Here is a 25,639-nt window from a genome sequence, read left to right on the forward strand (position 1 = left end):
ATCCTACTGGTCCGGTGAAGACCGACCCACCCGCGTTTCGGCGAGTGGACGGAGGCGTTCCGTCCACTCGCCGGGTCGTCGTTACGGGCGCCAGGCGGCGAGGACGCCCTCGTACAGCTCCTTGTCCGTCAGCTCGCGGGGGGTCTCGCCGGCGAGGAAGTACGAGGTGTTGGGCGTCTTGAGCTTGCGGAGGTAGTCGAACGCCTTGTTCTCGGGGTCGCCGAAGGCGACGAAGGAGAAGAAGACGCCGGGGTGTGTCTTCGCCGCCTCGGTGAGGGCCTGGGTGGCGGGGGTCTTGGCGTCGGGGGCGCCGTCCGTCTGGAAGACGACCAGGGCGGGGGCGGTGGGGTCGTCCGACGCGTCGTGCAGGGAGAGGACCTCGGCCACGGCGGCGTGGTAGCTGGTGCGGCCCATGCGGCCCAGCTCCGCGTGCGTGGTGTCGATCTTGTTCTCGTGGTCGGTGAGGGTGAGGGTGGTGGTGCCGTCGATCTCCGTGGAGAAGAAGACGACGGTGAGGGTGGGGTCGGGGTCCACGTGGGCGGCGAGGGCGAGGGTCTGGTCGGCGAGGGCCTGCGCGGAGCCGTCCTTGTAGTACGGGCGCATGCTCGCGGAGCGGTCGAGGACGAGGTAGACCTTGGCCCGGGTGCCGGTGAGGTCGTGCTTGCGGAGGGTGGTCGTGGCGGCCTTGTAGGCGGGGGAGAGGTGGGGGGCGCGGGAGCGGACGCGGGGGGCGGGGGTGGCGGGTTTCGCGGTCCCGGCTTCGCCTTCGGCCTGCGTCGTGTTCCCACCCGCACCACCCGTGCGGCTCTCGTCCTCGGGTGCGGCTGGCCCCTGCGGGGCGTCCTCGCCGTCGCCGGGTGCGGGTTCCGGGGTGGGTTCCGGTGCGGGTGCGGGTGAGGGTTCCGGGGCGGGCCGCTGTTCCGCCTTCGGCTCCGGTTCCGGTTCCGGTTCCGGTTCCGGGTCGGGTTCCGGTGCCGGTTCCCGTTCCGGGGCGGGGGTGGGTTCCGGCTCCGCGTCCAGTGCCGGTTCCGGTTCAGGCTTCGGCTCTGCGGCCGGTTCCGGCTCCGGTCCGGGCTTCGGCTCCGCCTTCGCGTCCGGTCCGGGCTTCGGCTCCGCCTCCGGCTCCGGGTCCGGCTCGGGGGTCCGCGGCTCGGGGGTGGTGGCCGGGGGCTCCGTGGGCTTCGGTGGGGTGAGTTTGTCGAAGGCCGCGGTGACCAGTTCGTGGACGTCGGCCTCGGGGGTGTCCTCCGTCGACGTGCGCGGCTCCGGGACCACCGGATCGGGGGTGGGCTCGGGGCGGGTCTGGGCCGGGACCTTCGGGTCCTCGGCGGGCGCCAGGGGGGCCGGCGCCGGGTCCGGCGCCGGGGCCGTCTCCTCGGGGGCCTCCTCCGGCTGGGCGGACCGCGCTTTGCGTGAGCGGCCGAACGCGTTCCGCAGGAGAGTGAGAATGCCCATGTGCGCAACCCTTCGCATGAGTTGAAGCCCGTCAATCCCTGGCCAGGACGGACACGTAAGGTTAGCGGCCTCCGCCGCCCTCCCCGGGCCGGGTCTGGCACAGCGGACGCGCCCGCGTCAAGGGTCGCATTCGGCCCCCGTGCGGAACGCACCGCGATCCCGGTCGACGTCCCCCCGGACGCCGTGGGTTCACGCCCTGTTCATTCGGGCGCCCGGCAGCCGCACATATGTACCCCTACGGTCACGCTGACACCAAGGAAACACCAGGGCATCCACATGGGAGTGCGAAGTGCGCAAGCTGTTGCCGTTGATCGGAACCCCGTCCGGTTCTCACCCCGGCGGCCGGTCCGCCATGACCTGCCGCTTCCGGTGCGGCGACGCCTGCTTCCACGAGGTGCCCAACACCAGTGACAACGAGTACGTCGGTGATGTCATTGCCGGCGCGATCGGCCGCCGCTCGATGATGCGGGCCGCCGCCGCAGTCACCGTCGTCGCGGCGGGCGCCGGCGCGGTCACCGTCGGCGGCACCGGGTCGGCGCAGGCCGCGCCGGTGGCCGGCAAGGGGCACGGCCACGGGCGCCCGGTGAAACCGAAGGGCGCGCGCGGGCTGCGGTTCACGCCGGTGGCGCCCAACAAGAACGACGCGGTCACCGTGCCGGACGGCTACCGGCAGAACGTCGTCATCCGCTGGGGCGAGCCCATCCTGCGCGGCGCGCCCGCCTTCGACCCGGAGCGGCAGACCGCCAAGGCCCAGGCCGGCCAGTTCGGGTACAACAACGACTTCCTCGCGCTGCTGCCCCTGCCGGGGGAGCGCGGCCGGCAGCTGCTCGTGGCCAACCACGAGTACACCGACGAGGTCCTCATGTTCCGCGGGTACGACGCCGCGAACCCGACCCGCGAGCAGGTCGAGATCGCCTGGGCCGCGCACGGCCTGTCCGCCGTCGTGGTCGAGGAGGACCGGCGCACCGGCGCGCTGACCGCCGTACCCCGGCACCACCTCAACCGGCGTGTCACCGCCACCACCGCGTTCCGGCTGACCGGCCCGGCGGCCGGCTCCGACCTGCTGAAGACCTCCGCCGACCGCACCGGCCGCACGGTGCTCGGCACCCTGAACAACTGCTCCGGCGGCACCACCCCGTGGGGCACCACGCTGCACGGCGAGGAGAACTTCAACCAGTACTTCGCCAACAGCTCCCGCGCCACCGACAAGCGGTACGGCATCGGCACCGGCGCCACCGAGCGCAAGTGGGAGCGGTTCGACAAGCGCTTCGACGTCGCGCGGGAGCCCAACGAGGTGCACCGCTTCGGGTACGTCGTCGAGCTGGACCCGTACGACCCGGACTCCACGCCCCGCAAGCACACCCTGCTCGGCCGGTTCAAGCACGAGGCGGCCACCGTGCGGCTCACCCCGGACGGGCGTCCCGTCGTCTACACCGGGGACGACGAGCGGTTCGACTACTTCTACAAGTTCGTCGGCGGCAAGCGGATGAAGAAGGGCTCGTCGCGGGCGGCGCGCGAGCACAACCTGTCGCTGCTCGACGAGGGGACGCTGTACGTCGCCAAGCTGACCGGCGACTCCCCGGCGATCGAGATCGACGGCACGGGGAAGCTGCCGGCCGACGGCGAGTTCGACGGCAGCGGTGTCTGGATCCCGCTGGTCACGGCGGACGCGGACGGTGCCGTCTCGCACGTGGACGGGATGAGCGCCGAGGAGGTGTGCGTCTTCACGCGGCTCGCCGGTGACAAGGTCGGCGCGACCAAGATGGACCGGCCCGAGGACATCGAGCCGTCGCCGAAGACCGGCAAGGTCTACGTCGCCCTGACCAACAACAGCAACCGCGGTGCCGGCTCCAACGCCCCGGCCGACGAGGCCAACCCGCGCAACGCCAACAAGCACGGGCACGTCCTGGAGCTGACCGAGCACCGCAACCGGGCGGACAGCCTGGAGTTCGGCTGGTCGCTGTTCCTGGTCGCCGGTGACCCGGAGGACCCGGCGACGTACTTCGCGGGCTTCCCCAAGGAGAACGTCAGCCCGATCTCCTGCCCGGACAACGTGGCCTTCGACGATCACGGCAACCTGTGGATCTCCACCGACGGCAACGCGCTCGGCACCCACGACGGCCTCTTCGGCGTCGCCACGGCCGGGGAGCGACGCGGTGAGCTGAAGCAGTTCCTGACCGTGCCGACCGGCGCCGAGACCTGCGGTCCGCTCGTGCAGGACCGGCGGGTGCTGGTCGCCGTGCAGCACCCGGGCGAGGTGGACGGCGCCTCGGTCGAGAAGCCGGCCAGCACCTGGCCCGACGGGCCGGGGAAGATCGTGCGGCCGGCCGTCGTGGCGGTGTGGCGCGCGGACGGCTCCGACATCGGCGTCTGACGGACCGGTGACCACCCCGGGCCGGCCCGGCGGGTCAGCCGGCCCGGCCCAGGGTGAGGTCGACGAGCAGGGCCCGGTGGTCGGTGCCGTCGAGGTCGAGGAAGCGGGCGTCGCGGGAGGTGAAGTCCTCCGAGACCAGCACGTGGTCGATCTGGACGCCGAACGCCGGGAGGGTCGCGGCCGGCCAGCTCGGGGTGCGGCCGGAGCCGGCCAGCCGGGCCGCGTCGCGCAGGCCGGCGTCGAGCAGCGGGCGGAACGCGGCGTGGTCCTGGGAGGCGTTGAAGTCGCCGGCGACCAGGGTGGGGGTCTTGTCGTCGCGGGCGACGACGTCGTGCAGCGCGTCCAGTTCGCGGGCCCAGACGCCGGTCTGTCCGGGCAGCGGCGGCATCGGGTGGGCGAGCTGGAGCCGTACGTCGAGACCGCCGATCTCCGCGACGGCGGCGGGCATGCCCAGGGTGGCCTCGACGCCCTTGGCGGAGGTCAGCGGGAAGCGGCTGAGGATGACGGAGCCCTTCGAGCCGTCGCCCTCGACGGCCCGCCGGTGCGGGTAGGTCCCGCCCAACTCGGCCCGGAGCAGCGTGGCGCAGGTGCTCTCGCACTCCTGGACGAAGACGAGGTCGGGTTTCTCCCGGCGGACGGCCCCGACCAGGGCGCCGGTGCCCTTCCCGAACTCGACGTTCGAGGTCAGTACGCGCAGCTCGGCGACGGCCGGGCCGACCGGGTCGCCGGTCCTGCCGTAGGGCTGGAGGAACCAGGCCAGCAGGCCGAGCAGCACCACGGCCCAGAGCACGCCGCTCCACCAGTGGGTGTAGAGGGCGATGACGAGCGCGACGCCCAGGGGTATCAGCAGCCAGGGCAGGAACGCGAGCAACTGCGGTACGGGCGTGACGCCGTCGGTGTCGGCGGTACGGCAGCCCAGGACCACGCTGAGGCCCGCGAACAGGAGGAACGCGCAGGTGAGGGCGGCCCGGCGGCCGGCCCGTCTGCGACGTACGTGACGGGGGACCGCCCAGGCGGCGGCCCTGGTGTCCGTGTTCAAGTCCCGGCCTTCCGCTCGGTGCTGCGCGTCGTACGTGGTCAGGGGGCGGCGGGCGCGGCACAGCGCGGTCGGGGGCCCCGGGTCCCCAGTCAAAGACGGGGAGCGCGATCGGAAAGTTCCCCGACTTCCCCCGATGAGGAAACCACGGACGGCCGGCGGCGGGCGAGGCGGCCGGTGAGCCAGGAGACGAGGGCGGTGCCGAGACCGAGGGCGACCAGCAGCCAGGCGGCGCTGCGCAGGCCGGCGGTGAGGGCGTCGTAGACCGCTCCGGCTGCCGGGCCGTGGACCGCGCCCGGCAGCTCGGACAGGGTGAGCCGGCGGCCGATCGTCACGGCGAGGCCGAGCAGCGCGCCGCCGAGGGCGGTGCCGAGACCGGCGGCGGTGACGGCGTGCCGCCGGCAGGCGGCGACGGTGATCCCGGCGAGGGCGCAGGCGACGGCGGCGAGGGGGAGCCAGCGGGCGGCGACGTCGAGCACGCGGTAGCCCTTCCTCAGCCGGTCCGTCTCGGCGGCGCCGAGCACGGTGACGGTGGTGTGCCGTACGGGGATGCGGTGGGCGAACGGGACGTGGTCGAGGGCGAGCTGGTGCTTGACACGGGCGGTGACGGGGGCGAGGTCGACGGTGACGGGGCGGGAGCGGCGGGGCCCGGGATCGCGCAGGGCGCGGACCAGGGCGGCGTGGACGGTGCGGTGCGCCGTGTCCCAGCCCGCGCGGAAGGCCCTGGTGCGGGTGAAGGAGCGGGCGGCGTCGTGCACGAACGCGCGGGCGGTCTGCCGCGGGGCGCCGGCGCCGGTGGCCACCGCGTCGGGGTGGGCGCCGAGCTGGGCGAAGACGGCGTCCCGGACGGTGTCCGCGACGGCGTCCCGGACGCGGGGGTCGGTGGCGAGGGGGGCCATGGCGTCGGCGTGGCGGCGGGTGTCGGTCAGCCCGTGGACGGCCCAGGCGGCGAGGGCGGCGCAGGGGGTGAGGAGGCAGGCGAGGGTGAGGAGAACGGCCGCGAGGGTGGTGCGGAGGCGGGGGGTGCGGGTGGGTGGGTGCACGGTTCCAGGGAACGGGGGGCGAGGGGTGAGGGCCAGCATGGTGCGTGCAGGTGGGCGTACGGCTTGAGCCGGGAGGGGGGCGCCGCGCGGCCCGGCGGGTGGGGGCGTTCACGGGACGCCCGGGACCGGGGCGGCCGGCGGCTCCGGTGGAGGGTTCACCCGTACGGGTGTTTCCTGGAGCGGGGGAGAATGGAGGCGATCATGCGCAGTACCCCGGTTCTGCGGGCCCTGGTCGCGGCCCTGTTCAGCGGCGGTGTCCTCGCCGCCACCACCACGGGCGCGGCGGCCACGGGCGCGGTGACCGGTGACGGACCCGTGCTGGGCACCGTCACCTCACCCACCGCCCTCGCCGTGCGCGAGGCACCCACCAGTCACTCCGCCGCCGTCGACCGGCTCGCGCCCGGCACCCGGGACCGCGTCCGGTGCGCCGTGGAGGGACAGGACGTCAGCGGCAACCCCTACTGGTACTGGCTGGAGGCCACCGGAGGCTGGGCGAGCGCCGCCTGGATCGACACCCACGGCCGGTGGGTGCCGGACTGCCCCCGGCCCCTGCCCACCGGCCACTGAGCGCGCGGACGCGGCCGGTCAGGTGAGACGCCGGCCGGTCGCGTCCTCCTGGGTGTAGTAGCGGTAGAAGGCCATCAGGAACATGCCCGCCGCGACCGCCAGGCCGATCCCCGCGGACTGGATGAGGCTCCGGCCCGACTGGTAGATCAGGAACCCGACGGCGGAGCCGGTGAACGCGGCCCAGAGCAGGGCGTGCTGTTCGCGCCGCAGCCGTACGGCGATCTCGCGGACGGCGACGTACAGGATCAGGAACACGAGGGCGCTCAGCCAGCCGAAGAGCATGTTGCCGCCGGTTATCCCGGTGCCGTGCCGCCGGTTGGCCGCGGCCCACCAGCCGAAGACCAGCGCGAGCAGGACGGGCACCAGCCACTTCGCCACCAGGTGGGTCCGGGGGCCGAAGACGTCCGGCGTCGACGGCGTCGTACGGCCCTGTCCGGTCCGGCTCGGCGTCGGGTCGGTCGTGGTTTCCGCGTGCGCCATGAGGGCGCTCCTCTCTCTCCTGGCCCCCGTGTACCAGGGCACACCCGCTCCCGCGCGCGGGCAACTCAGGATGCGGGGGGCAGGGGCGCGTGCTTCGCTGGGCGGGTGAGGGGTCGCGTCCGTTTCAGGCCGTCCGGCGGCCGGCCGGGAGGACTCGGCCGGCTCTCCGCCGACCCGGACGCCGTGCACCGGCACCAGCTGGTGCGGGTGGGCGGCCGGAGCGTGAGCTGGGTGCCGCCGCTGCTGCTGCTGGTGGGCGTCGCGGTGGCCGACGCCAACACCAGCGGGCAGTTCCGGATGATCTCCTGGATCGTGCTGGTGCCCGGGATCGCCGCCGCGCTCTGCGGGGTGTGGGGGACGGCGGTCTACGCGGTCCTCGCGGTCGTCACGTACTACAGCGTGGACAGCGCCTGGCCGCACCAGTACCAGAGCGGGCTGCCCGACTTCATCCTCGTGGCCGTCGGCGGACTGCTGGCCGTACTGGCCTGTGTGCTGCGGGTGCGCGGCGAGCGGCGCATGCTGCACATCCGGGACGTCGCCGACACCACCCGCCGGGCGGTGCTGCGTCCGCTGCCGCCCGGCTGGGGCGGCCTCGACCACGCCGCCGTCTATCTCGCCGCGGACGCCGAGGCGCGGGTCGGCGGCGACTTCTACGACATCCAGCCCGGCCCGCACGGCACCCGCGTCCTCATCGGTGACGTGCAGGGCAAGGGGCTGGGCGCGGTGGAGACGGCGGCGGCGCTGCTCGGGGCGTTCCGCGAGGCGGGATACCACGAGCCGGACCTCGCGACGGTCGCCGAGCGGCTGGAGGCGCGGATGACGCGGCACCGGACGCACACCGCGGCCCTCGGGCGGTCCGACGGCGACCGGTTCGCGACGGCCGTGCTGGTCGGCTTCCCGCCGGACGCGCCGGGCGCGATCGACACCGTCGTCTTCGGGCACGAGGCACCGCTCGCGGTCGGCCCGCACGGCGTGCGGGAACTGCCGGTCACCGGCGGGCTGCCGCTGGGCCTGGCCGAACTGGGCACCGGGCCGCCGCCGGTGTGCCGGCTGCCGCTGGCCGCCGACGAGACGCTCCTGCTGGTCACGGACGGGGTGACGGAGGCGCGGGACCGGCAGGGCTGCTTCTACCGGCACGCCGAGGAGGTCGCCCGGGGCGTCGCCCTCGACGCCAAGGTCACCGAACCGCGCCGCCTGGTACGCCTCGTACGCGACGGCACGCTGCGGCACTGCGGGGGCCGGCTGGACGACGACACGACGGTCTTCGCGGTCCGCCGCGGCGGCGACGGCAGACAACCCCGACGCCGGCAGCCCCCCTGGACCCCCCAACGCCGCCCGGGAACGGCCGAGAAACCACCGGAACCCCTCAACGCCGCTGAGGGCACGCCCCGGGGCCGCGGGGAGGGCTGGGGCGCCCCCGGCACACCGCCGGGGACGCGCCGCCAGGGGCGCGGGGAACGGCGCGGTCAGCCCCGACGGAACCCGGGGCCGGCCGACGGAGCACCGCACAGGCAGGCCCCGCAGGGAACCGTACTTTCCCGCCGGATACCCCCCTTCGCACCCGCACCGGTTACCGTGCTGACGTACGTGATCGACAGGGGGAGGGGACATGCCCGGAACCGTGCTGCTGCTCGCGGCGTCGCCCGTGGGCAAAGGACGCCTGGTGGACGCGGCCTCGGTGCTCCCCGTCCTCGCGGCGGTGCCGCCCCCGGTCCTGTCGGGGACGGACACCGCCAACGTCATCGAACTGGCCGACCCGCTCGACCCGCAGGCCGTCCTCACCCGGCTCCGGGCCGCCGCCGCGGCCCCCGGCCCGCTGACCGTGTACGTCACCGGGCAGCTCCAGACCGACCGCCGCCAGCACCTGCCCCACCTCGCGCTGGCCCGCACCACCCCGGCCACCGTCCGCTACACCGCCCTGCCCTGGCACTGGATCAAGGAGGAGCTGCGGCTGCGGCCGACCGGCGCGACCACCCTGTTGCTCGATCTCCACGCCGACCAGGAGACCTGGGAGTGGCTCCGGCGCAACCCCCTGGACTGCGGGCGCGACAACGCCGTCTACGGCCGGGTCGCGCCCCCGCCCCGGCGCGGCCCGGCCGTCCCGACGTACATGCGCGGCGTCGCGACGATCCTGCGCAGCGGGCACCGGCCGCCGCCCGGCGACCTGCACCAGCAGGCGCTGGCCCGCAGCGCCGCCGAGGACGGCGGCCGGAGCGCCGACCTGGTCCTGACGGTGCCGGGCCCGGCGGCCGGTGACCCGCACGCCGCCGTCGCCGCCGCGGTGCAGGCCGGCCGGCACGCGGACGCCGACGCGCTCGCCGCCGCCCACGAGCGGGACGCCGTCTACGCGCACGGCCCGGCCTCCGAGGACGCCCTGCACTGGACGGAGGTCCGGGCCGACCTGGCGATGTTCGCCGGGGACCCGGTGCGCAGCTGCCTGGGCTGGCTGACGGTGGCGCGGTCCCGGCTCAACGCGGGGCAGGCGGCGGACGCGCCCGCCGTGGAGGCCGCCGTGGACCGGGCCCACCACCAGTGGGGGCAGATCCGCGACCCGCGCCGGGCCCGTGAGCTGGGCCAGGTCCTCGCCGAGCTGCGGGGCCGGGTGCCGGGCCGGCGTGCGGGCGCCCTGGACCACGTACGACGGCAGTTGGACCAGTTGCAGACGCAGGGCTGATCCCGCGCGCAACAGTGGTGCACGGACCCTCCCCCGAACGCAACCCCGCTGCCATGATGGTGAGTTATGGCTGAGGGGGACGAAGTGGCCACACGGGACATCCGGGTACGGCTGGACGGGACCGCCACCGAGAGCGACATCGGGGCGCTGCGCAAGTGGCTGGAGCGGGAGAAGCCGCTGGACGAGCTGGTCCGCGCGGGCCGGCTGCGCATCCATGAGCGGCCGAGCGCCGACGAGTCCGGGGCGCCGATGGGCGTCGGCATGGAGATCGTCGTGGCGGTGGTGTCGGGCGCCGCGTCGGTGGTGATCCGGGACCTGCTCGACCAGGTCAAGGGAGCCGTGGAGGCCTGGCGGACCAACCGCCGCGAGGTGGAGGACGGCGAACCGCCCGAGGGGCGCGTCGACCCGGTGAACCCCGACGACAGGTAGGCCGGTGGCCGGTTTCGACCCGCGTGAGCTGGTGAACCGGGCGCTGCTGGTCGGGGTGTCCGAGTACGACTTCACGGAGCCGCCGCACGGTGTGCCCTGCGACCTGCCCGCGGTCAAGCACCACCTCAACCGGCTGCGGGACGCGCTGCTGCGCGGCCGGGTCTTCGGCGACCGGGAGATCACGCTGTCCCGGTCGCCGACGCTGGACGACTTCAGCCGGTCGCTGCGCGCCGCCGCCGACGAGGCCGAGGGCGTCCTGCTGCTGTACTTCGCCGGGCACGGGGCGATCCCCAGCGCGGGCGACGAACTGTTCCTCCAGATGCGCAACGCCAGTGTGGTGGCGGGCGGGCACGCGGTGTTCCCGGGCGCGGAGATGTTCACCACCGTGCTGACGGTGCTCGCGGCGAGTCCGGCCCGGCGGATCGTGATCGTCCTCGACTGCTGTTTCGCCGGCAACGCGGCGTGGCTGTGGGAGACCTTCCGCGACAAGCGGCGGGTGCTGCTGCTGATGAGCGTGCAGGCCAATCACCGTACGGACGCGGGCGATCCGCGCACGCCGACGCCGTTCACCGCCGAGCTGCTGCGGGCACTGGAGGAGGAGGGCGGGGCGGAGCTGTGGTTCGGGGGGCTGGCGGAGCGGCTGCGGGAGCGGATGGCGGCCGGCGGGTACCGGACGGTACGGGGCGCCCCCTGGGAGCCGCAGAGCCGGGCGGAGCCGGGGGAGGACGTCCTGCTGTGGGCGCCCGCCCCCGCGCCCACGCCGGCGCCCGCACCGGCGCCCACGCCGGCACCCGCCCCCGCGCCCACACCGGCGCCCGCGTCCACGCCGGCGCCCGCGTCCACGCCGGCGCCCACACCGGCGCCCGCGTCCACGTCGGCGCCCGCGCCCGCGCCCGCGCCGACCCCGACACCCGTAGGGCAGCCGGCCCCCGAGCCGGCCCCAGAGCCCTCCGAGCCCACCCCCGATCCCCCCGGGCCCACCCCCGACCTCCCGCCCGAGGAGCCCCGCCCCCGCCTCCCGGCCCCCCTCACCCTCCTCCTCGCGCTGCTGCTCCTCGCCGCCGCCGGCGTCGGCGCGTACCGGGTCCTCGCCCCGGCGGGGTCCGGCACCGTCTGCGTACCGCCGCCGGAGCTGCGCGTGCTGGCCGACCCGGATCTGGAGCCGACCGTGCGCGCCGCCGCCGACGCCTATCTGGTCTCCGACGAGAACACCACGGACGACGGCTGCCGCCGTGCCGGTCTCACCGTCTACGGCGCGGGCACCGCCGACGCGGTCACCGCCCTGCGCCGGCAGACCGGTGCCTGGAAGGAGCCGGGTGACGACCCCAACCCGCAGCGCGACGTCGGCCCCCAGCCGGATGTCTGGATACCCGGCTCGCCCGCCGACGTCGCCCGGGTCACCACCGGGCGGGACACCGACGCGGTGGCCGCGCTGGAGGCGGACCGGCAGCCGTTCGCGTACTCCCCCGTCGTCCTCGCCGTCCCGCAGGAACTGGCCGCCGAGTCGCAGGAGGAACGCGTCTCCGTCGACCTGAACCGGATGATCGACACCCTGCGCGGCCGGCACCCCGGGGCCGAGGTGCGCCGCCCCGACCCGGAGTTCGCCGACACCGGGCTGCTCGCCACGATCGGCCTGTACGGCACCCACTCCGGCGCCGCCGCCCGGGACGCCACCGGTGCCGAGCGCCGGGTCGCGCAGTCCGGCCCGCCCGCCCCGACCGCCGCCGAGCTGCTGTGCGCGCTGCCCGACGACGACGCCGTCGACGACCGCACCGCCGCCCTGGTCCCCGAGTTCCTGCTGAAGAGCGGGGTGTCCTGCGACAGCGCGCGGCGCGTCCCGCGGATGGCCCAGTACCCGGGGGACGTGCCCGGTCTTGAGCCGGTCTTCGTCCGGGTCCGCTGGCAGGGCGCCGACCGCGACGCGGAGCAGCGGGACGCCGCCGCCGAGGGGTTCCGCCGGTGGCTGGCCGGGCCGGGCGGACGGGCGGTGTTCGCCGGCGCCGGTTTCCGCTCCGCGGAGGGCGAACGCCCGCTGCTCGCCGAGGACGACCGGGCCTACGGGGTCCTCGCGGCGCCCTCTCCGCTGATCGAGCCGGCCGGCCGGGACGCGATGGAGGCGGCGCTCACCGCCTACCGGGGCGTCAACGGGCCGGGCCGGGTGCTGTTCCTGCTGGACAGCTCCCGTTCGATGCGCGACGTGTGGGACGGGCCGAGCGGCGGCCCCGGTCTGCTCGCCCGCTCGCTGGGCGGCCTCGGGGCGCGCGACGAGTACGGCGTGTGGGCGGTGTACGGCTCGGGCGACGACCCGTACGACACCCTGCTGCCGACCGGTCCGCACCGGCGCCGGGACGCCGAGCGGACCCTCGCCAGGGCCGCCGTCACCCACGCCGCCGACGCCGATCCGCACCGGGCGCTGCTCGCCGCCGTCGACCACATGGAGCGGCGGGCCGCCGAGCGGGCGCGGCCCGGCCTGATCGTGTACGTCACCGACGACGAGGACGCCGGGCGGCTCACCGGCGACCGGCTGGCGGAGGTGCTCGCCGCGGCCCGCGCCGCCGACGTGCCCGTGACGACGGTGTCGCTGGCGGGCGGCGGCTGCGACCCGGGCCGGCCGGACGCCCGGATCGCCGAGGTGAGCGGCGGGCGCTGCCTGGACGCCGGCGACGACCTGGGCTCCGCCCTGCACGACGAGGTCGCCCGCACCGGGACGGGGGCGGACTGATGCCCCGGCGCCGCCTGCTCGGCACGCTCCTGGCCGCTCTGCTGCTCGCGCCCGCCGCCTGCACCGGCGGTGGCGGCGGCGGGGACGGCACCGGACCGGCGCCCTCCGGTGACGTGCCCGGCGACATCGTGGTGGCCAGCGGCCGGGACGTCACCGGGCAGAACGGGGTGCGCCGCCGCCTGATCGACGCCTGGAACGAGCGGCAGGAGAAGGCGGGCCACGAGTTCCGGGCCCGTCTGGTGGAACTCCCCGGCAGCGCCGACGAACAGCGCGGCCAGCTCCTCGGCGCCCTCCAGTCCGGCAGCTCCGCCTACGACGTGGTCAACCTGGACGTCACCTGGGTCCCGGAGTTCGCCGCCGCCGGACTGGTCCGCCCGCTGCCCGGGGCCCTGGTCGACGACCCGGACGTCATCGGCCCGGTGGCCGGCACCGCCCGCTGGGACGGGCGGGTGTACGCGGTGCCGTTCAACAGCGACGTCGGCCTCCTCTACTACCGGCGCGACCACCTCGAACGGGCCGGCCTGACCCGGACGGAGCTGGACGGCTTCGGCACCTGGCGGACGCTGGAGAACCTGATCGACGTCCTGGACGAGCAGGACGACATCCCGGGCTACGAGAAGGGCTGGACCACCCAGCTCGCCGCCTACGAGGGCCGCACCGTCAACGCCGTGGAGGCGTTCGCCTCGGCGGCGGGCGGGATCACCCTCACCGACGAGGAGGGCCGCTACACCGCGACCGTCGAGGAGCTGACCCGGGGCATCGCCGAGCTGCGCCGCCGCACCGCCACGCCGTACACGCTGCCGGACGCCGCGCAGTCCGACGAGGCGGCCTCCCTCGCCGACTTCGCGGACGGCCGTACGACGTTCCTGCGGCACTGGCCGTGGGTGTACCGCACCCTGCACCGGACCTTCCCGGCCGGCCGGCTGGGCGTGACGGCGCTGCCGGGGCGGGCGGTGCTGGGCGGCCAGAACCTGGCGGTGGCCGCCGGGTCGCGGCGGGCGGGCAAGGCGGCCGAGCTGATCGAGTTCCTCACCGGCAAGGAGAGCGAACGCTGCCTGCTGGACGCCGGGTTCGCGGCGACGCGCGTCTCGGCGTACACCGACGACCGGCTGCGGTGCCCGGCGGACGTCGCGGGGACGCCCTCGGCCACGCCCAGCGGGGAGCGCTCCGACCGGATGCCGAGGGACGGCGCCGACCGGCCCGCCTACGCCCGCACCGTGCTGCTCCCCGCGCTGCGGCGGGCGGCGCACCGGCCCAGGACCCCGCTGTACGGGGCGTTCACCCAGACGCTCACCGCCCGGCTCGGCCCCCTCTTCGGCACCGATCCGCCCGACGACGCGACCCTGGCGAGGACACTGGACGCGGCGCTGCGCCGGGTGCTGCCGGGGTAGACCCGCGCGGCCTAGGGACGGCGGTCGGTGAGGTCGTCCTGGGCCGAGGGGCCGGGCGGGGCCGGCGGGTGCTGTGCCGAGTGCGCCGGGCCGGTGTTTCCGGCCAGCAGCAGGCAGGCCGTGGCGACGGCGGCGGCGACGGCGGCCCGGACGTAACGCTCGGCGGTGCGTGGGCGTTCGAGCACGGCGACCTCGCGGCAGCGGGCGGACGGGGAGGAGCGGACGGGACCAGGGGGACGAGAGGGACGGGAACGACTTACAGCGAACTGTTAAACACGCTTAACTCTCGGTTTAACCTAGGGCCGGACATGCCGAACGGCAAGGGGCCATGGGGGAGTTGGCAGTGGGAGACCGGGACGATCCGGCCGTCATCGGACGCCGGGTGCAGCGGCTGCGGGCCGACCGCGGACTGACCCAGCGGCAGCTGGCGGAACCGGCGTACACGCCCGCCTACGTCTCGACGCTGGAGGCGGGCCGCGTCCGCCCCTCCGACGAGGCGCTGCGGCACATCGCCGGACGGCTGGGCGTCGCCTTCGAGGAACTGGTCACCGGGCGCCCGCCGCACCTCGCGACCGACCTGCGGCTGCGGCTGACCGAGGCGCAGCGCGCCCTGGCCACCGGCGCCGCCGAGGCCGCCGCCGAGAGCTACGCCGCACTGCGCGCCGAGGCCGCGGCGCACGGGCTGGCCGAGCTGGAGGCCGCCGCGCTGCTCGGGCTCGGGGAGTGCGCGGTGGAGCAGGGCGAACTGACCGCCGGACGCGAGTACTTCGAGCGGGCGGAACGCTGCCTGGCCGACGCCCCGCTGCCCGCCCGGGTCCCGGCCCTGCGCGGCCGGGCGCTCGCCCACTACCTCGCCGGGGAGCTGCGCTACGCCGTCTACCTCCTCGAATCCACCCTCGACGAGCTGAACCGCACCGGCCTGCACGACCCCGACGCGCTGCTCCTCCTCTACGCCAGCGCCATCGGCCCGTACATGGACCTGGGCGCCCACGCCCGCGCCGCCCAGGCCGCCGAGCTGGCCCTCGCCCTCGCCCCGCGGGCGGGCGACCCCGCGCTGGTCGCCCGGATGCACCGGTCCGTCGCCCGCACCCTGCTCGCCGAGGGCCGCCTCGCCGAGGCCGACGCCTCCCTGGCGAAGGCGGCCGAGCTGTACCGCACCCTCCAGCTCCGTACCGAACTGGCCAACTGCCACTGGATGCGCGGCTACGTCCGCGCGCAGGACGGCCGCCTCGCGGAGGCCGAGGCCGAGCTGCGGCAGGCGCTGGACATGCTGTCCGCCAAGCGTGCCGCCCTCTACACCAGCCAGGTCGCCGTGGAACTCGCCGACGTCCTGCGCCGGCGCGGCAGATCAGGTGAGGCCGCGTCGCTGCTGCGCGCGGTGACGGACGACCTCACCTCCGAGCGGGGCGCCGTGCACGCGGCCGGCGCGCACCGGCTGCTCGGCATCATCGCCGAGGACGCCCGGGACACCGAGGCCGCCGAGGAGCACTACGTCCGCGCGCTCAGCCTGCTGGAACGGGCGGGCGCGGCCGGCGACCTGGCCGACCTGTGCCGGCTGCTGGGCGACCTGCTGCGCCGCACCGGCCGGGTGGAGGCCGCCCTGGACGCGTACCGCACGGGACTGGGCCACCGTACGGCCCCGGGCACGACGACGCTGGGGCCCGCGCCCGCACAGCCTCCTCTGTGAGGAGTGCGGGGCCGCGCACAGGGGGCGTGGCTAGGTTGCGCGGATGGAGAACCGGTACCGGGCGCGGCGGACGGCGGCCGACGCGCTGCGGCTCGCGCTGCGCGCGCTGCTGTACGCCGTCGTCGGCGGGGCCGCGCTGATCGCGGTCGCCACCGTCGTCTCGGTGCTCGGCCCGGTCGTCGCCCTCGATCTGTACACCCCGGCGGTGGCGGCCTGGTGGACGGTGTTCACCGCGGTCGTCGTCCAGGGGGTGCCGTTCCTGCTGCTGGGCACGGTGGTGTCGGCGGCGCTCGGCGCGTTCGTGCCCGACCGGGTCCTCGCCCGGCTGCTGCCCCGCAGCCCGGCGCTGGCGGTGCCGGTCGCGGGCGCGGCGGGTGTCGTGCTGCCGGGGTGCGAGTGCGCGTCGGTGCCGGTGGCCGGGTCCCTGATCCGGCGCGGGGTCGCCCCCGCGGCGGCCCTCGCGTTCCTGCTGTCGGCGCCCGCGATCAACCCGGTCGTCCTGGTCGCGACGTCGATCGCGTTCCCCGGGCAGCCGTCGATGGTGCTGGGCCGGCTGGCCGCCTCGCTCGGCACGGCCGTGCTGATGGGCTGGCTGTGGGCCCGGTTCGGCAAGGAAGCGTGGCTGCGCCCGCCGCGGCGGCCGGCGGGGCCCGGCACGTCGTACGGCCTCGGCGGGTTCCTGGCCGGGCTGCGGCACGACTTCCTGCACGCGGGCGGGTTCCTCGTGCTCGGCGCGGGTGCGGCGGCCACCTTCGGCCTCGCGGTCCCCCGTACCGTCCTCGACGTCTTCACGGGGTCCGCCTGGCTGTCGGTGCCGCTGCTCGCCCTGCTCGCGGTGGTGCTGTGCGTGTGCAGCGAGGCGGACGCGTTCGTCGCGGCGTCGCTGAGCGGGTTCCCGCCGACGGCCCGGCTGGCGTTCATGGTGGTCGGCCCGATGGTCGACCTGAAGCTGATCGCGCTCCAGGCGGGGACCTTCGGGCGGGCCTTCGCGGTGCGGTTCGCGTCGGTGACGTGGGTGGTGGCGGTGGCGTGCAGCGCGTTCGCGGGGTGGTGGCTGCTGTGAGGCGTTTCGGGCCCTCCGCGCTGCTCGCGCTGACCGGCGCGGCGGTGCTGCGCGTCTCGCTCTTCTCGGAGCTGTACCTGCGGTACGTGCAGGCCGGGCTGCGGCCGTACCTGATCGTCTCCGGGGCGGTACTGGTGCTGCTGGCGGCGGCGTCGGCGGTCGCCCGGCGCACGGAGGCCGCGGACGACGGTCACGGCCACGCCCATGGCCCCGCCGGCCCCCGCGTCGCCCGGCTCCTCACCCTCCCCGCCCTCGCCCTGCTCCTCTTCCCGCCGCCCGCCCTCGGCACCTACAGCGCCGAACGCGAGGCGGCGGCCCGCGCCGCGCAGGGCGTCGGCACCTTCCCCGCGCTGCCGTCCGGGGACCCGGTGGAGCTGACCCTCGCCGAGTTCTCCTCCCGCGCGATCTACGACAGCGGACGCTCCCTGGCGGGCCGTACCGTCCGTCTGACCGGTTTCGTCACCCGGGACGACGACGGCACCTGGTACGTCACCCGGCTCCTCGTCACCTGCTGCGCCGCCGACGCCACCACCGGCAAGGCCGAGGTGCGCGGCGTCGCGGCGGCCGGCGCCCCGGCCGACGGCGCCTGGGTCACCGTCACCGGCACCTGGCACCCCGAGGGCGGGCTCGGCACGGACGCGGCGTGGCCGCCGGTGGTGGACGCGGACCGGGTACGGCGCACCACGCAGCCGGCGAACCCGTACGAGCGGCCCTGACGGCCGGCCCCCGGCCCGCTCGTGCCGCGCTCCGCGAAAGCTGGTTTCGCCTGGTCGGACCCGGGTAGTCGGGGCTTCGCCCTGGGGCCGGTCGTCCGGATCGGGTCGCGGGGTATGGACGGTGACGTGCCGGCGCGGTGAGTCCCGCGTCCTCGGCGTGATCCGCAGGACAGGCTTCAGGGCCTGTCGTCCGGATCAGGTCGCGGGGAATCGGCTGCGTCTTCCTCGCGCCGGTGAGGCCCCGCGTCTGCGGCGTGATCCGAACGACAGGCCCTAGTGGTGAAGGAGGCGGTGGCGTGCCGCCCAGCGACGAGGTCCGGTGGCCCGCCGGCCGGCCGGAGCGGCGCCCGGAACCGGGTGCGGGCGATGTCGCCGACCTGATCGCCCGGGGCGTCGGGGACGCCCCGCCCGACGAGGTGCCGGGGCGGCTGTGCGGGGTGCTGGTACGGCTGCTGCCGGTGTCCGGCGCGAGCGTGTCGCTGCGCAGCGACGGCGTGCCGGTGCGGCTGTGCGCCAGCGGCGAGCGGGCCGACCGGGTGGCGGAGATCCAGGCCACCCTCGGCGACGGGCCCTGTGTGCACGCCGCGCGGACCGGCGCCCCGGTGCTGGTCCGCGATCTCACCGAGGACGCGGCGGTGGGACGCTGGCCCGTGTACGCCCAGCAGGCGGCGGCGGCCGGGGTGCGGGCGGTGTACGCGCTGCCGCTCGGCAGCGACACGGTGTGCCTGGGCACCCTCGACCTGTACCGCGACATCCCGGGCGGGCTCACCGACGAGCAACTGCGTACGGCGTGGCTGATCGCCGGCGTGATGACCATGGCCCTGATGGCCCTGCCGCACGGGGAGGACGACGAACGGCCGGGCGGCCGGTCCTGGCTGAACGGCCCGGCCGGCGGCCATGACCGCGTCCACCAGGCGGTCGGCATGATCATGGCCCAGCTCGGCATCGGCTCCGAGGAGGCCCTGGCCCGCCTGCGCGGCCACGCCTTCTCCCACGGCCGTACGGTCCAGGAGGCGGCGGAGGACGTGATCAGCAACCGCCGGCGGCTGAACCCGGACGACTGAACCCCGTACCGGGCCGGACCCCTCCCGCACGCCGGGGGACCGCGCCTCGGCCGGCCGGCGCCGGCGCATAGGGTCACCGGGCGACCCCGCGCGTGGAAGGAGAACCCCGCCGTGACGACGACCGACCGGCCCGACCGGGTGACCGACGACCGGCCCATCCCGGTGATCATCGACTGCGACACCGGCATCGACGACGCCCTCGCCCTGCTGCTGGCGGTCCGCCACCCCCGTCTCGACCTGCGGGCCGTGACCTGCGTCGCCGGCAACACCGACGTGGACGGCGTGGTCCGCAACACCCTCACCGTGCTGGAGCACGCGGGCGCCCCCGGTGTCCCGGTCGCGCGGGGCGCCGAGCGCCCGCTGATCGAGGCGGTGCGCACCGCCCGGCACGTGCACGGCCAGGACGGCATGGGCGACCTCGGCCTCCCGGCGCCCACCCGCACCCCCGTCGACCTGGACGCCGTCTCCCTGCTGCGCCGGGAGATCCTCGCCTCCCCGCGCCCGGTCACCCTGATCCCCACCGCGCCCGCCACCAACATCGCGCTGCTGCTGCGCACCCACCCCGAGGTCACCCGCAACATCGAGCGGATCGTCTTCATGGGCGGCGCGGTGGCCACCGGCAACGCCACGCCGGTCGCCGAGTTCAACGTCTGGCACGACCCGGAGGCGGCGGCGATCCTGCTCACCGCCGGGGTGCCGATCACCATGTACGGCCTGGACGTCTTCCAGCGGGTCGTCGTCCCCGGCGCGGACGTCCGCCGGCTGCGCGCGAGCGCCGACCCCGGCACCCGCCTCGCCGGCGACCTGCTCGCCCACCGCGGCCCCGCCACCGACGAGGCGGACCCCGGCGGCGGCCTCGGTGACGCCGGCGCGGTCTGCGCGGTCGTCGACCCGGCGGGCCTGACCACCCGCCGCCTCCCGGTCGAGGTCTCCCTCGCCCCCGGCCCGGCCCGCGGCCAGACCCTCGTCGACCGCCGCACCCGCCCCGGCGAATCGGAGCTGCACACCGGCCCCCGCGAACAGCCCCTGGTGGACGTGGGCCTCGACGTGGACGTGGCGCGGTACGTGGCGGTGTTCCTGGGGGCGGTCGAGGGCTGACCGCACATCCGACCGGGCACCGCGGAGGGTTCACTTTCCCGGCGATCTGGACAGACCTACTCGTGTCGCCCGTCCGCAGAGCGAAGGGAACCGAGTGTCCGTACGTACCGTCTCCGGCACGCCCGACCTGTCGTCCCAGGACCCCAACTGGTGGCGGCAGGCCGTCATCTACCAGATCTATCCGCGCAGCTTCGCCGACGCCGACGGGGACGGGCTGGGTGACCTCAGGGGCGTCACCCAGCGGCTCACCCATCTGGCCGCGCTCGGCGTGGACGCGCTGTGGCTCAGCCCGTTCTACCCGTCCGAACTGGCCGACGGCGGCTACGACGTCGACGACTACCGGGACGTCGACCCGCGCCTGGGCACCCTGGACGACTTCGACGCGCTGGCCGCCGAGGCGCACCGGCTCGGCCTGAAGGTCATCGTCGACCTCGTGCCGAACCACACCTCGCACCGGCACGCCTGGTTCCGCGAGGCGCTGGCGGCGGGGCCGGGATCGGCCGCCCGGGACCGGTACGTCTTCCGGGACGGGCGCGGTGAGCGCGGGGAACTGCCGCCCACCGACTGGCAGTCCGTCTTCGGCGGCAGCGCCTGGCAGCGGGTGCCCGACGGGCAGTGGTACCTGCATCTGTTCACCCCCGAGCAGCCCGACCTGAACTGGGAGAACGAGCAGGTCCGCGCCGACTTCCGGACCACGCTGAAGTTCTGGTCGGACCGGGGCGTCGACGGCTTCCGGGTCGACGTCGCGCACGCCCTCGCCAAGGACCTGGCCGAGCCGCTGCGCGACCTCGGCGCCCCCGAGCTGAGCGACGAGGCGTCGCTCGCCCACCTGCCGCCCGGCTCCCACCCCTTCTTCGACCGGGACGACGTCCACGAGATCTACCGCGACTGGCGCAAGATCCTCGACGCCTACCGCCCGCCCCGGATGGCGGTCGCCGAGGCCTGGGTGCCCGGTGCGCGGCGGGCGCTGTACGCGCGGCCCGACGAGCTGGGGCAGGCGTTCAACTTCGAGTACCTGAAGGCCGGCTGGGACGCGGCCGAGCTGCGCCAGGTCATCGAGGACTCACTGGCCGACGCGGCCGCCGCCGGGGCCTCGGCGACCTGGGTGCTGGCCAACCACGACGTGGTCCGCCCCGCCTCCCGGCTGATGCTCCCGCCGGGCACCGACACCGACGCCTGGCTGCTCGCCGGCGGCGCCGCCCCGGCGGTCGACGAGGCGGCCGGCCTGCGCCGGGCCCGCGCCGCGAACCTGCTGATGCTGGCGCTGCCGGGCTCGGCGTACCTCTACCAGGGGGAGGAACTGGGCCTGCCCGAGGTGGCGGACCTGCCCACCGAGGTCCTCCAGGACCCGATCTGGGAGCAGACCGGGCACGTCCGCAAGGGCCGCGACGGCTGCCGGGTGCCGCTGCCGTGGACGACGGACGGACCCTCGTACGGCTTCGGCGCGGCGGGTGCCTGGCTGCCGCAGCCGCCGTCCTTCGCGGCGTACTCCGTCCAGGCGCAGGACGGTGTGGAGGGCTCGACCCTGGAGCTGTACCGGGCCGCGCTCAAGCTGCGCCGCAAGCTGCTCGACGGGGAGACGCTCACCTGGTCGGAGGAGGCGCCGCCGGGCGTGCTGCGGTTCGACCGCTCGCCGGGCTGGCGCTGTGTCGCGAACCTCTCCGGCCGGCCGGTCGACCTGCCGGCCGGAGAGGTCCTGCTGACCAGCGCGCCGCTGGAGGACGGGCGGCTGGGGCCGGACACCACGGCCTGGCTGGGGCTGTGACCCCTTGAGGCCGAGGGGGGCGGCCCGGCCCGGTCACAGGCCGCGGGGCAGGCCGCCGCCTCCGAAGGAGCCGGTGGAGCCGGGCAGCCAGCGGCGTCTGGTCTGGTCCTTCCCTCGCCGGGTGCTCGCGCGGTGCAGCTCGTAGGGCATGAGCCGGGAGCCGCCCGGTGCCATCACGGGGACGTCGTCCGGTTCCCGCATCTCCCGTTCCTCGCGGACGGGGCCGGTGGCCGGCATCTTCGGCTGTTCGTCGGGGCGCGGGTGGCCGGTGTCCCGGTCGAGGACGCGCAGCCCGACGCGTACGGCCCAGATCAGCGCGCCGGCGATCACCAGCCCGCCGAGGAAGGCCGCGGTCATGTTGAGCGTGTGCTGTGTTGCGGCCAGCAGGTCCGTCGTTGCCGTACCCATGCTGTGATTATGACCCCGGAAAGGATGAAAAGCGACAAAAACGGATTAAGGGGTTGAACGGGTGCGCGGTTGGTACCCGGGCGGCGGAAGGAGGGCCCGTATGACTGAGCCGCCGCTCACCGCCGACGCCCGCGCGTACGGCCTGGCCGGGGACGGCCGGACCGACGACGGGCCCGCGCTGCAGGACCTGGTGGACACCCTCGGGGACGCGTGCGCCGCCGACGGGCGGCCCCGGACCGTACGCGTCCCCGCCGGGCGGTACGTGGTCCAGGACCGCCCGGTGCGCTGGCGCAGCGGCGTCTCGCTGATCGGGGAGGGACGCGGGGCGACCTGCTTCGTGCTGCGCAACCCGGGTGCGCCGGCCGCGCCCGTGCCGCTGGCCTGGTTCACCACCGCCCAGCACGGCGCCGGGCCCGGCAACTGCCTGGCCGACCTCACCTTCGCGCACTTCGAGATCGACGGGTCCGAGGTGCGCACCGACGACTACGAGGTGCTGGCGAAGGGGCTGGGGCTCCAGTACGTGCTGCGCGGACGGTTCAGCGACCTCTACATCCACGGCACCGCGGCGACCGGGTTCGGCTGCGACTTCCTCCAGGACACCGTGGTCGAGGGCGTGCTCGCCGACCGGTGCGGGCGGCAGGACTCCGGCACGCTGATGGGCGGCGCGGGCATCGGCATCGGCGTCGGCGGCTGGGGGCCGGTGGAGCGGCTGACGGTGACCGCGTGCACCGCCACCGGCAACGGCACCAACGGCATCTTCCTCGAACTCCAGCAGGACGACTGGACACCCCCGCGCGGCATCCGGATCACCGCCTGCCACACCGAGGGCAACACCTGCGGCATCTCCGACTGGGGCGCCGACGGGCTGCTGGTCACCGGGTGCGCGATGATCGGCAACCGGACCGCCGGGTTCGACGTGTCCGCGCAGGGGACCACCCGCGTCGGCGGCCGGGGCGGGATCGTCACCGGCTGTGTCATCGACGGGAACCCGGGCGACGGGATCGCGCTCGGCAACACCCCGGGCCCGTACGCCTTCCACGGCAACCGGATCAGCCGCAACGGCCGGTACGGCTACTGGCAGCACAACCTCGCCGGCGGTGACCAGGAGGACGCCGTCGACATCGTCCTGGACTCCAACGACATCCGGGACAACGCCCTGGACGGCGTCCGGATCGACGCCCCGCTGCGCGAGCCCGCGCTCCTCGGCAACCGGGTCCGCGGCAACGGCCGCCGGTGCGCGCCGGCGGCGCGGGGCGGCGGGGGCGGGGTGACGTACGGGCCGCTGTCCCTCACCGACGCGGGTGCCGACTGGCCGCCGGACGGGCACCTGGGCAAGCGCGTGACCGTCGGGGACGGCACCGCCGTCGTCACCGGCAACACCGCCACCGGGCTGAGCCTCGCCCCGTGGCGCCCCGGCGCCGACCGCGCCTGGCCGGACGGCGTCCCCGCCGCCGGGACCCCCTACGCCCTCCCGGACGCCCCCGGCCCCCGGGCCGGGATCACCGCCGCCGCCCCGGTCACCCACCCGTACGTGCACGGCAACCGGGTCCGCGACGACGGGCACCCCCGCACCCAGACGCACGCCCTGTGGATCACCGACGCGGGGGCCTGGACCGGCGGCCGGGTCTCCGGCAACGACTTCGGCGGCAACGCCTCCGCGGCGACCCGCTTCGACTCCGCCCCGGCGGGCGGCCGGTGGCGGGACAACGACGGCTGACCGGCCGGCCCCGGACGTCAGGCCGCCGCCCGCAGCGCGTCCACGGCGACGCGCGCGGCCGTGCCGATCACCGCGTCGGCCGCGGGGAGGACGGCGGCGGTGCGGTCGGTGCGGGTGAAGACGGCGACGGCGTACCGGCCGCCGTCGGGGTACTCCACGACCCCGACCTCGTTGCGCAGGGTCGGCAGGGTGCCGGTCTTGCCGGCCACGTGCACGTCGTCGAAGGGGAAACCGGCGGCCAGCCGGTGCGGCCAGACCTGGAGGCCCATGACCCGGCGCATCGCGGCGCCGTGCTCGGGCGGGCCGGTCTCGTCCCGCCACACCGCGCCGAGCAGCCGGGTCATGTCCCGGGGGGTGCTGCGGTTGGTACGGGCCGGGTCGAGCGCCCGCAGCCGCGTGATGACGTGCGGGTCGGCCAGGGCCCGGGCACCGTCCGGCCCGGCGTCCTCCCGCATCAGGGCGAGCATCTCACCGAAGCCGTGCGCCGCGTGCGTACGGGTCAGGCCGAGCCGGGCCGTGCAGCGGTTGACGGTGTCCAGGCCGACCCGGGCGAGCAGCAGGTCGGCGGCGGTGTTGTCGCTGACGGCCATCATCAGATAGGCGGCGTCGCGCAGCGAGAGCCGGGCGGTGTCCAGCATGGCCGCGAGCCCGGTGGGCCCCGGCGTCCGGCCCACCGGCGGGCACTCGACCTGCTCGGTCAGGTCCAGGCGGCCGGCCGCGGCCTCCTGGTGCAGGGCGACGAGCAGGCACAGCTTGTGCACGCTGGCCGTGCACACCGGCTGGTCCGCGCCCGCCTCGACCTGCGCGCCGGTGTCGATGTCGACGGCGTGCAGCCAGCCCGTCACCCCGGCGTCGGCGAAGACCGCACGGAGGCGGGAGGGGGTGTCGGTCACAGCCAGAACTCCGATGCGGGGCGCAGGTGCAGCGGGCGGTCGGGAGCCTCGGGGCGGGCGCCGGCGACGGTGCGCAGGGCGTGGGTGGCCGCGTCCGAGAAGGCGGCGACGGCCGCGTCCCCGCGTCCCCGGGGCCAGGCCGCCGAATGCCGCCAGGCCGGCGGCGCCCCGGCGAGCGGGCGCCAGACCAGGGCGGGGTCCCGGTCGCCGGCGGCGGTGAGCCGGGTGTCACGGGGCGCCAGCGCCACCGCGCCGGCGGACAGCACCAGGCCGCGGACGAAGCTGGCGCCCTGCCCGTGCCGTACGGCGGCGGGCGTCCAGCCGCCCCGGGCGCAGGCGGTGAGCAGGTCGTCGTAGACCGCGGGGGCGTCGTCGCGGGGGAAGAGGACCAGGCCGTAGCCGGTGAGGGCGGGCAGCGGGACCTCGTCGAGCCGGGCCGGCGGGCTGTCGCGGGGCAGCAGGACGCCGAGGTCGCGGCGGAGGACCGGGCCCAGTTCCAGGCCGGTGACGTCGCAGGGGTGGTGCAGGACCCCGACGTCCAGCTCGTGCGCGGCGAAGGCGGCGAGCTGCCCGGCGGTGGTCAGTTCGCGCAGCTCCAGTTCGAGGCCGGGGCGGCGGTCCCGGAAGCCGGCGAGCAGCGCGGCGACGGTCTCGCCGGGCACGTCGGGGGTGAGCGCGGCGCGCAGCAGCCCGGTCTCGCCGTCCCGGATGCGGCGGGCGGTGGCGCGGAACGCCTCCGACCGGGCGAGCAGCTCCCGGGCCTCGGCCAGCAGCAGCGTGCCCGCCTCGGTGATGGTCACCTGGCGGCTGGTGCGCTCGAAGAGGCGGACGCCCAGCTCGCGTTCGAGCCGCGCGATGCGCTGGGAGAGGGGCGGCTGGGCCATGCCGAGCCGGGCGGCGGCCCGGCCGAAGTGTGACTCTTCTGCAACAGTCACGAAGCACTCCAGGTGCCGCACCAGGTCCACGAACAGGAAGCATATCGGGAATTGATCGATCCGGCATCGATAGGAATCTTGGACAGGAGTGCGGTGGCTTGCTTGCCTCGGGGCACGGTCCC

The 25,639-nt window shown here is 75.8% G+C and carries 21 protein-coding genes and 1 pseudogene; 14 read left to right on the plus strand and 8 right to left on the minus strand.

Annotation, left to right across the window (positions count from 1 at the left end; genetic code table 11):
* Nucleotides 1-81 precede the first annotated feature (81 nt).
* Entirely contained in the window at nucleotides 82-1,455 is a 1,374-nt protein-coding gene (locus Sdagh_RS21835; RefSeq protein WP_190078274.1) for a VWA domain-containing protein, read from the minus strand.
* Nucleotides 1,456-1,744: 289 nt separating this feature from the next.
* On the opposite strand from Sdagh_RS21835, the gene Sdagh_RS21840 reads away from it, so the two are divergent.
* Nucleotides 1,745-3,829 carry a PhoX family protein gene (locus Sdagh_RS21840; protein ID WP_189416610.1) on the plus strand — a complete coding sequence of 695 codons (2,085 nt, stop codon included), beginning with the start codon at nucleotides 1,745-1,747 and terminating at the stop codon, nucleotides 3,827-3,829.
* Between the two features lie 34 nt (nucleotides 3,830-3,863).
* Here Sdagh_RS21840 and Sdagh_RS21845 read toward each other — a convergent pair whose 3' ends face one another.
* Nucleotides 3,864-4,868, minus strand: a complete 1,005-nt coding sequence (locus Sdagh_RS21845; protein WP_189416607.1) for an endonuclease/exonuclease/phosphatase family protein — start codon at nucleotides 4,866-4,868, stop codon at nucleotides 3,864-3,866.
* Between the two features lie 89 nt (nucleotides 4,869-4,957).
* A complete protein-coding gene (locus Sdagh_RS21850; protein ID WP_190078275.1) occupies nucleotides 4,958-5,908 on the minus strand; it encodes a hypothetical protein in 951 nt (316 codons plus the stop codon).
* Nucleotides 5,909-6,109: 201 nt separating this feature from the next.
* On the opposite strand from Sdagh_RS21850, the gene Sdagh_RS21855 reads away from it, so the two are divergent.
* On the plus strand, nucleotides 6,110-6,475 hold the full coding sequence (locus tag Sdagh_RS21855; RefSeq protein ID WP_189416602.1) for an SH3 domain-containing protein: 366 nt from the start codon (nucleotides 6,110-6,112) through the stop codon (nucleotides 6,473-6,475).
* 18 nt (nucleotides 6,476-6,493) lie between these two features.
* Here Sdagh_RS21855 and Sdagh_RS21860 read toward each other — a convergent pair whose 3' ends face one another.
* Nucleotides 6,494-6,955, minus strand: a complete 462-nt coding sequence (locus Sdagh_RS21860; protein ID WP_190078288.1) for a hypothetical protein — start codon at nucleotides 6,953-6,955, stop codon at nucleotides 6,494-6,496.
* 183 nt (nucleotides 6,956-7,138) lie between these two features.
* Here Sdagh_RS21860 and Sdagh_RS21865 point away from each other — a divergent pair.
* From Sdagh_RS21865 to Sdagh_RS21895, 5 genes and pseudogenes are all read left to right on the plus strand, one after another.
* A pseudogene (locus tag Sdagh_RS21865) lies at nucleotides 7,139-8,254 on the plus strand (PP2C family protein-serine/threonine phosphatase); the annotation flags it as partial.
* 310 nt (nucleotides 8,255-8,564) lie between these two features.
* Nucleotides 8,565-9,629 (plus strand): hypothetical protein, encoded by a 1,065-nt coding sequence (locus tag Sdagh_RS21870; protein ID WP_190009971.1) that lies wholly within the window; start codon nucleotides 8,565-8,567, stop codon nucleotides 9,627-9,629.
* Between the two features lie 66 nt (nucleotides 9,630-9,695).
* Nucleotides 9,696-10,058: a hypothetical protein gene (locus tag Sdagh_RS21875; RefSeq protein WP_189416594.1), complete on the plus strand. Its 363-nt coding sequence runs from the start codon at nucleotides 9,696-9,698 to the stop codon at nucleotides 10,056-10,058.
* A 4-nt stretch (nucleotides 10,059-10,062) separates the two neighbouring features.
* The gene (locus tag Sdagh_RS36515) at nucleotides 10,063-12,780 is read left to right on the plus strand and encodes a substrate-binding domain-containing protein (RefSeq protein WP_190078276.1); all 2,718 of its coding nucleotides are present in this window, start codon (nucleotides 10,063-10,065) and stop codon (nucleotides 12,778-12,780) included.
* Entirely contained in the window at nucleotides 12,780-14,171 is a 1,392-nt protein-coding gene (locus Sdagh_RS21895) for an extracellular solute-binding protein (protein ID WP_190078277.1), read from the plus strand. Before Sdagh_RS36515 ends, Sdagh_RS21895 begins: the two co-directional genes overlap by 1 nt.
* A gap of 11 nt (nucleotides 14,172-14,182) precedes the next feature.
* Here Sdagh_RS21895 and Sdagh_RS21900 read toward each other — a convergent pair whose 3' ends face one another.
* Nucleotides 14,183-14,356, minus strand: a complete 174-nt coding sequence (locus Sdagh_RS21900; protein ID WP_189416585.1) for a hypothetical protein — start codon at nucleotides 14,354-14,356, stop codon at nucleotides 14,183-14,185.
* 158 nt (nucleotides 14,357-14,514) lie between these two features.
* Between Sdagh_RS21900 and Sdagh_RS21905 the strand changes: the two genes are divergently transcribed.
* From Sdagh_RS21905 to Sdagh_RS21930, 6 genes are all read left to right on the plus strand, one after another.
* On the plus strand, nucleotides 14,515-15,858 hold the full coding sequence (locus tag Sdagh_RS21905) for a helix-turn-helix domain-containing protein (protein ID WP_189417209.1): 1,344 nt from the start codon (nucleotides 14,515-14,517) through the stop codon (nucleotides 15,856-15,858).
* A gap of 43 nt (nucleotides 15,859-15,901) precedes the next feature.
* Nucleotides 15,902-16,921 carry a permease gene (locus tag Sdagh_RS21910; protein WP_189416582.1) on the plus strand — a complete coding sequence of 340 codons (1,020 nt, stop codon included), beginning with the start codon at nucleotides 15,902-15,904 and terminating at the stop codon, nucleotides 16,919-16,921.
* Entirely contained in the window at nucleotides 16,918-17,637 is a 720-nt protein-coding gene (locus Sdagh_RS21915) for a TIGR03943 family putative permease subunit (protein WP_190078278.1), read from the plus strand. The genes Sdagh_RS21910 and Sdagh_RS21915 overlap by 4 nt, the downstream gene beginning before the upstream one ends.
* Nucleotides 17,638-17,933: 296 nt before the next feature.
* Complete coding sequence (locus tag Sdagh_RS21920; protein ID WP_189416576.1) at nucleotides 17,934-18,701, plus strand: GAF and ANTAR domain-containing protein; 768 nt, start codon at nucleotides 17,934-17,936, stop codon at nucleotides 18,699-18,701.
* A gap of 138 nt (nucleotides 18,702-18,839) precedes the next feature.
* A complete protein-coding gene (locus Sdagh_RS21925; RefSeq protein ID WP_189417206.1) occupies nucleotides 18,840-19,799 on the plus strand; it encodes a nucleoside hydrolase in 960 nt (319 codons plus the stop codon).
* Between the two features lie 94 nt (nucleotides 19,800-19,893).
* Nucleotides 19,894-21,564, plus strand: coding sequence for a glycoside hydrolase family 13 protein (locus tag Sdagh_RS21930; RefSeq protein WP_189416573.1), 1,671 nt, complete (start codon nucleotides 19,894-19,896; stop codon nucleotides 21,562-21,564).
* Between the two features lie 33 nt (nucleotides 21,565-21,597).
* On the opposite strand, the gene Sdagh_RS21935 is transcribed toward Sdagh_RS21930, so the two are convergent.
* Entirely contained in the window at nucleotides 21,598-21,972 is a 375-nt protein-coding gene (locus tag Sdagh_RS21935; protein WP_190078279.1) for a DUF6479 family protein, read from the minus strand.
* Nucleotides 21,973-22,072: 100 nt separating this feature from the next.
* On the opposite strand from Sdagh_RS21935, the gene Sdagh_RS21940 reads away from it, so the two are divergent.
* Nucleotides 22,073-23,689, plus strand: a complete 1,617-nt coding sequence (locus Sdagh_RS21940; RefSeq protein ID WP_190078280.1) for a right-handed parallel beta-helix repeat-containing protein — start codon at nucleotides 22,073-22,075, stop codon at nucleotides 23,687-23,689.
* Between the two features lie 17 nt (nucleotides 23,690-23,706).
* Here Sdagh_RS21940 and Sdagh_RS21945 read toward each other — a convergent pair whose 3' ends face one another.
* Nucleotides 23,707-24,582 (minus strand): serine hydrolase, encoded by an 876-nt coding sequence (locus Sdagh_RS21945; protein ID WP_370594904.1) that lies wholly within the window; start codon nucleotides 24,580-24,582, stop codon nucleotides 23,707-23,709.
* Entirely contained in the window at nucleotides 24,579-25,517 is a 939-nt protein-coding gene (locus tag Sdagh_RS21950) for a LysR family transcriptional regulator (protein WP_229867834.1), read from the minus strand. Before Sdagh_RS21950 ends, Sdagh_RS21945 begins: the two co-directional genes overlap by 4 nt.
* Between the last annotated feature and the right edge of the window lie 122 nt (nucleotides 25,518-25,639).

It is taken from the genome of Streptomyces daghestanicus, assembly GCF_020521275.1.
Lineage (GTDB): Bacteria > Actinomycetota > Actinomycetes > Streptomycetales > Streptomycetaceae > Streptomyces > Streptomyces griseoviridis.

Bases quoted from the DNA above. Each gene is read 5' to 3' on its own strand.
- Sdagh_RS21895 (WP_190078277.1), top strand. From the start codon at position 12,780: ATGCCCCGGCGCCGCCTGCTCGGCACGCTCCTGGCCGCTCTGCTGCTC.
- Sdagh_RS21860 (WP_190078288.1), bottom strand. From the start codon at position 6,955: ATGGCGCACGCGGAAACCACGACCGACCCGACGCCGAGCCGGACCGGA.
- Sdagh_RS21855 (WP_189416602.1), top strand. From the start codon at position 6,110: ATGCGCAGTACCCCGGTTCTGCGGGCCCTGGTCGCGGCCCTGTTCAGC.
- Sdagh_RS21870 (WP_190009971.1), top strand. From the start codon at position 8,565: ATGCCCGGAACCGTGCTGCTGCTCGCGGCGTCGCCCGTGGGCAAAGGA.
- Sdagh_RS21835 (WP_190078274.1), bottom strand. From the start codon at position 1,455: ATGGGCATTCTCACTCTCCTGCGGAACGCGTTCGGCCGCTCACGCAAA.
- Sdagh_RS21935 (WP_190078279.1), bottom strand. From the start codon at position 21,972: ATGGGTACGGCAACGACGGACCTGCTGGCCGCAACACAGCACACGCTC.
- Sdagh_RS21940 (WP_190078280.1), top strand. From the start codon at position 22,073: ATGACTGAGCCGCCGCTCACCGCCGACGCCCGCGCGTACGGCCTGGCC.
- Sdagh_RS21910 (WP_189416582.1), top strand. From the start codon at position 15,902: ATGGAGAACCGGTACCGGGCGCGGCGGACGGCGGCCGACGCGCTGCGG.
- Sdagh_RS21875 (WP_189416594.1), top strand. From the start codon at position 9,696: ATGGCTGAGGGGGACGAAGTGGCCACACGGGACATCCGGGTACGGCTG.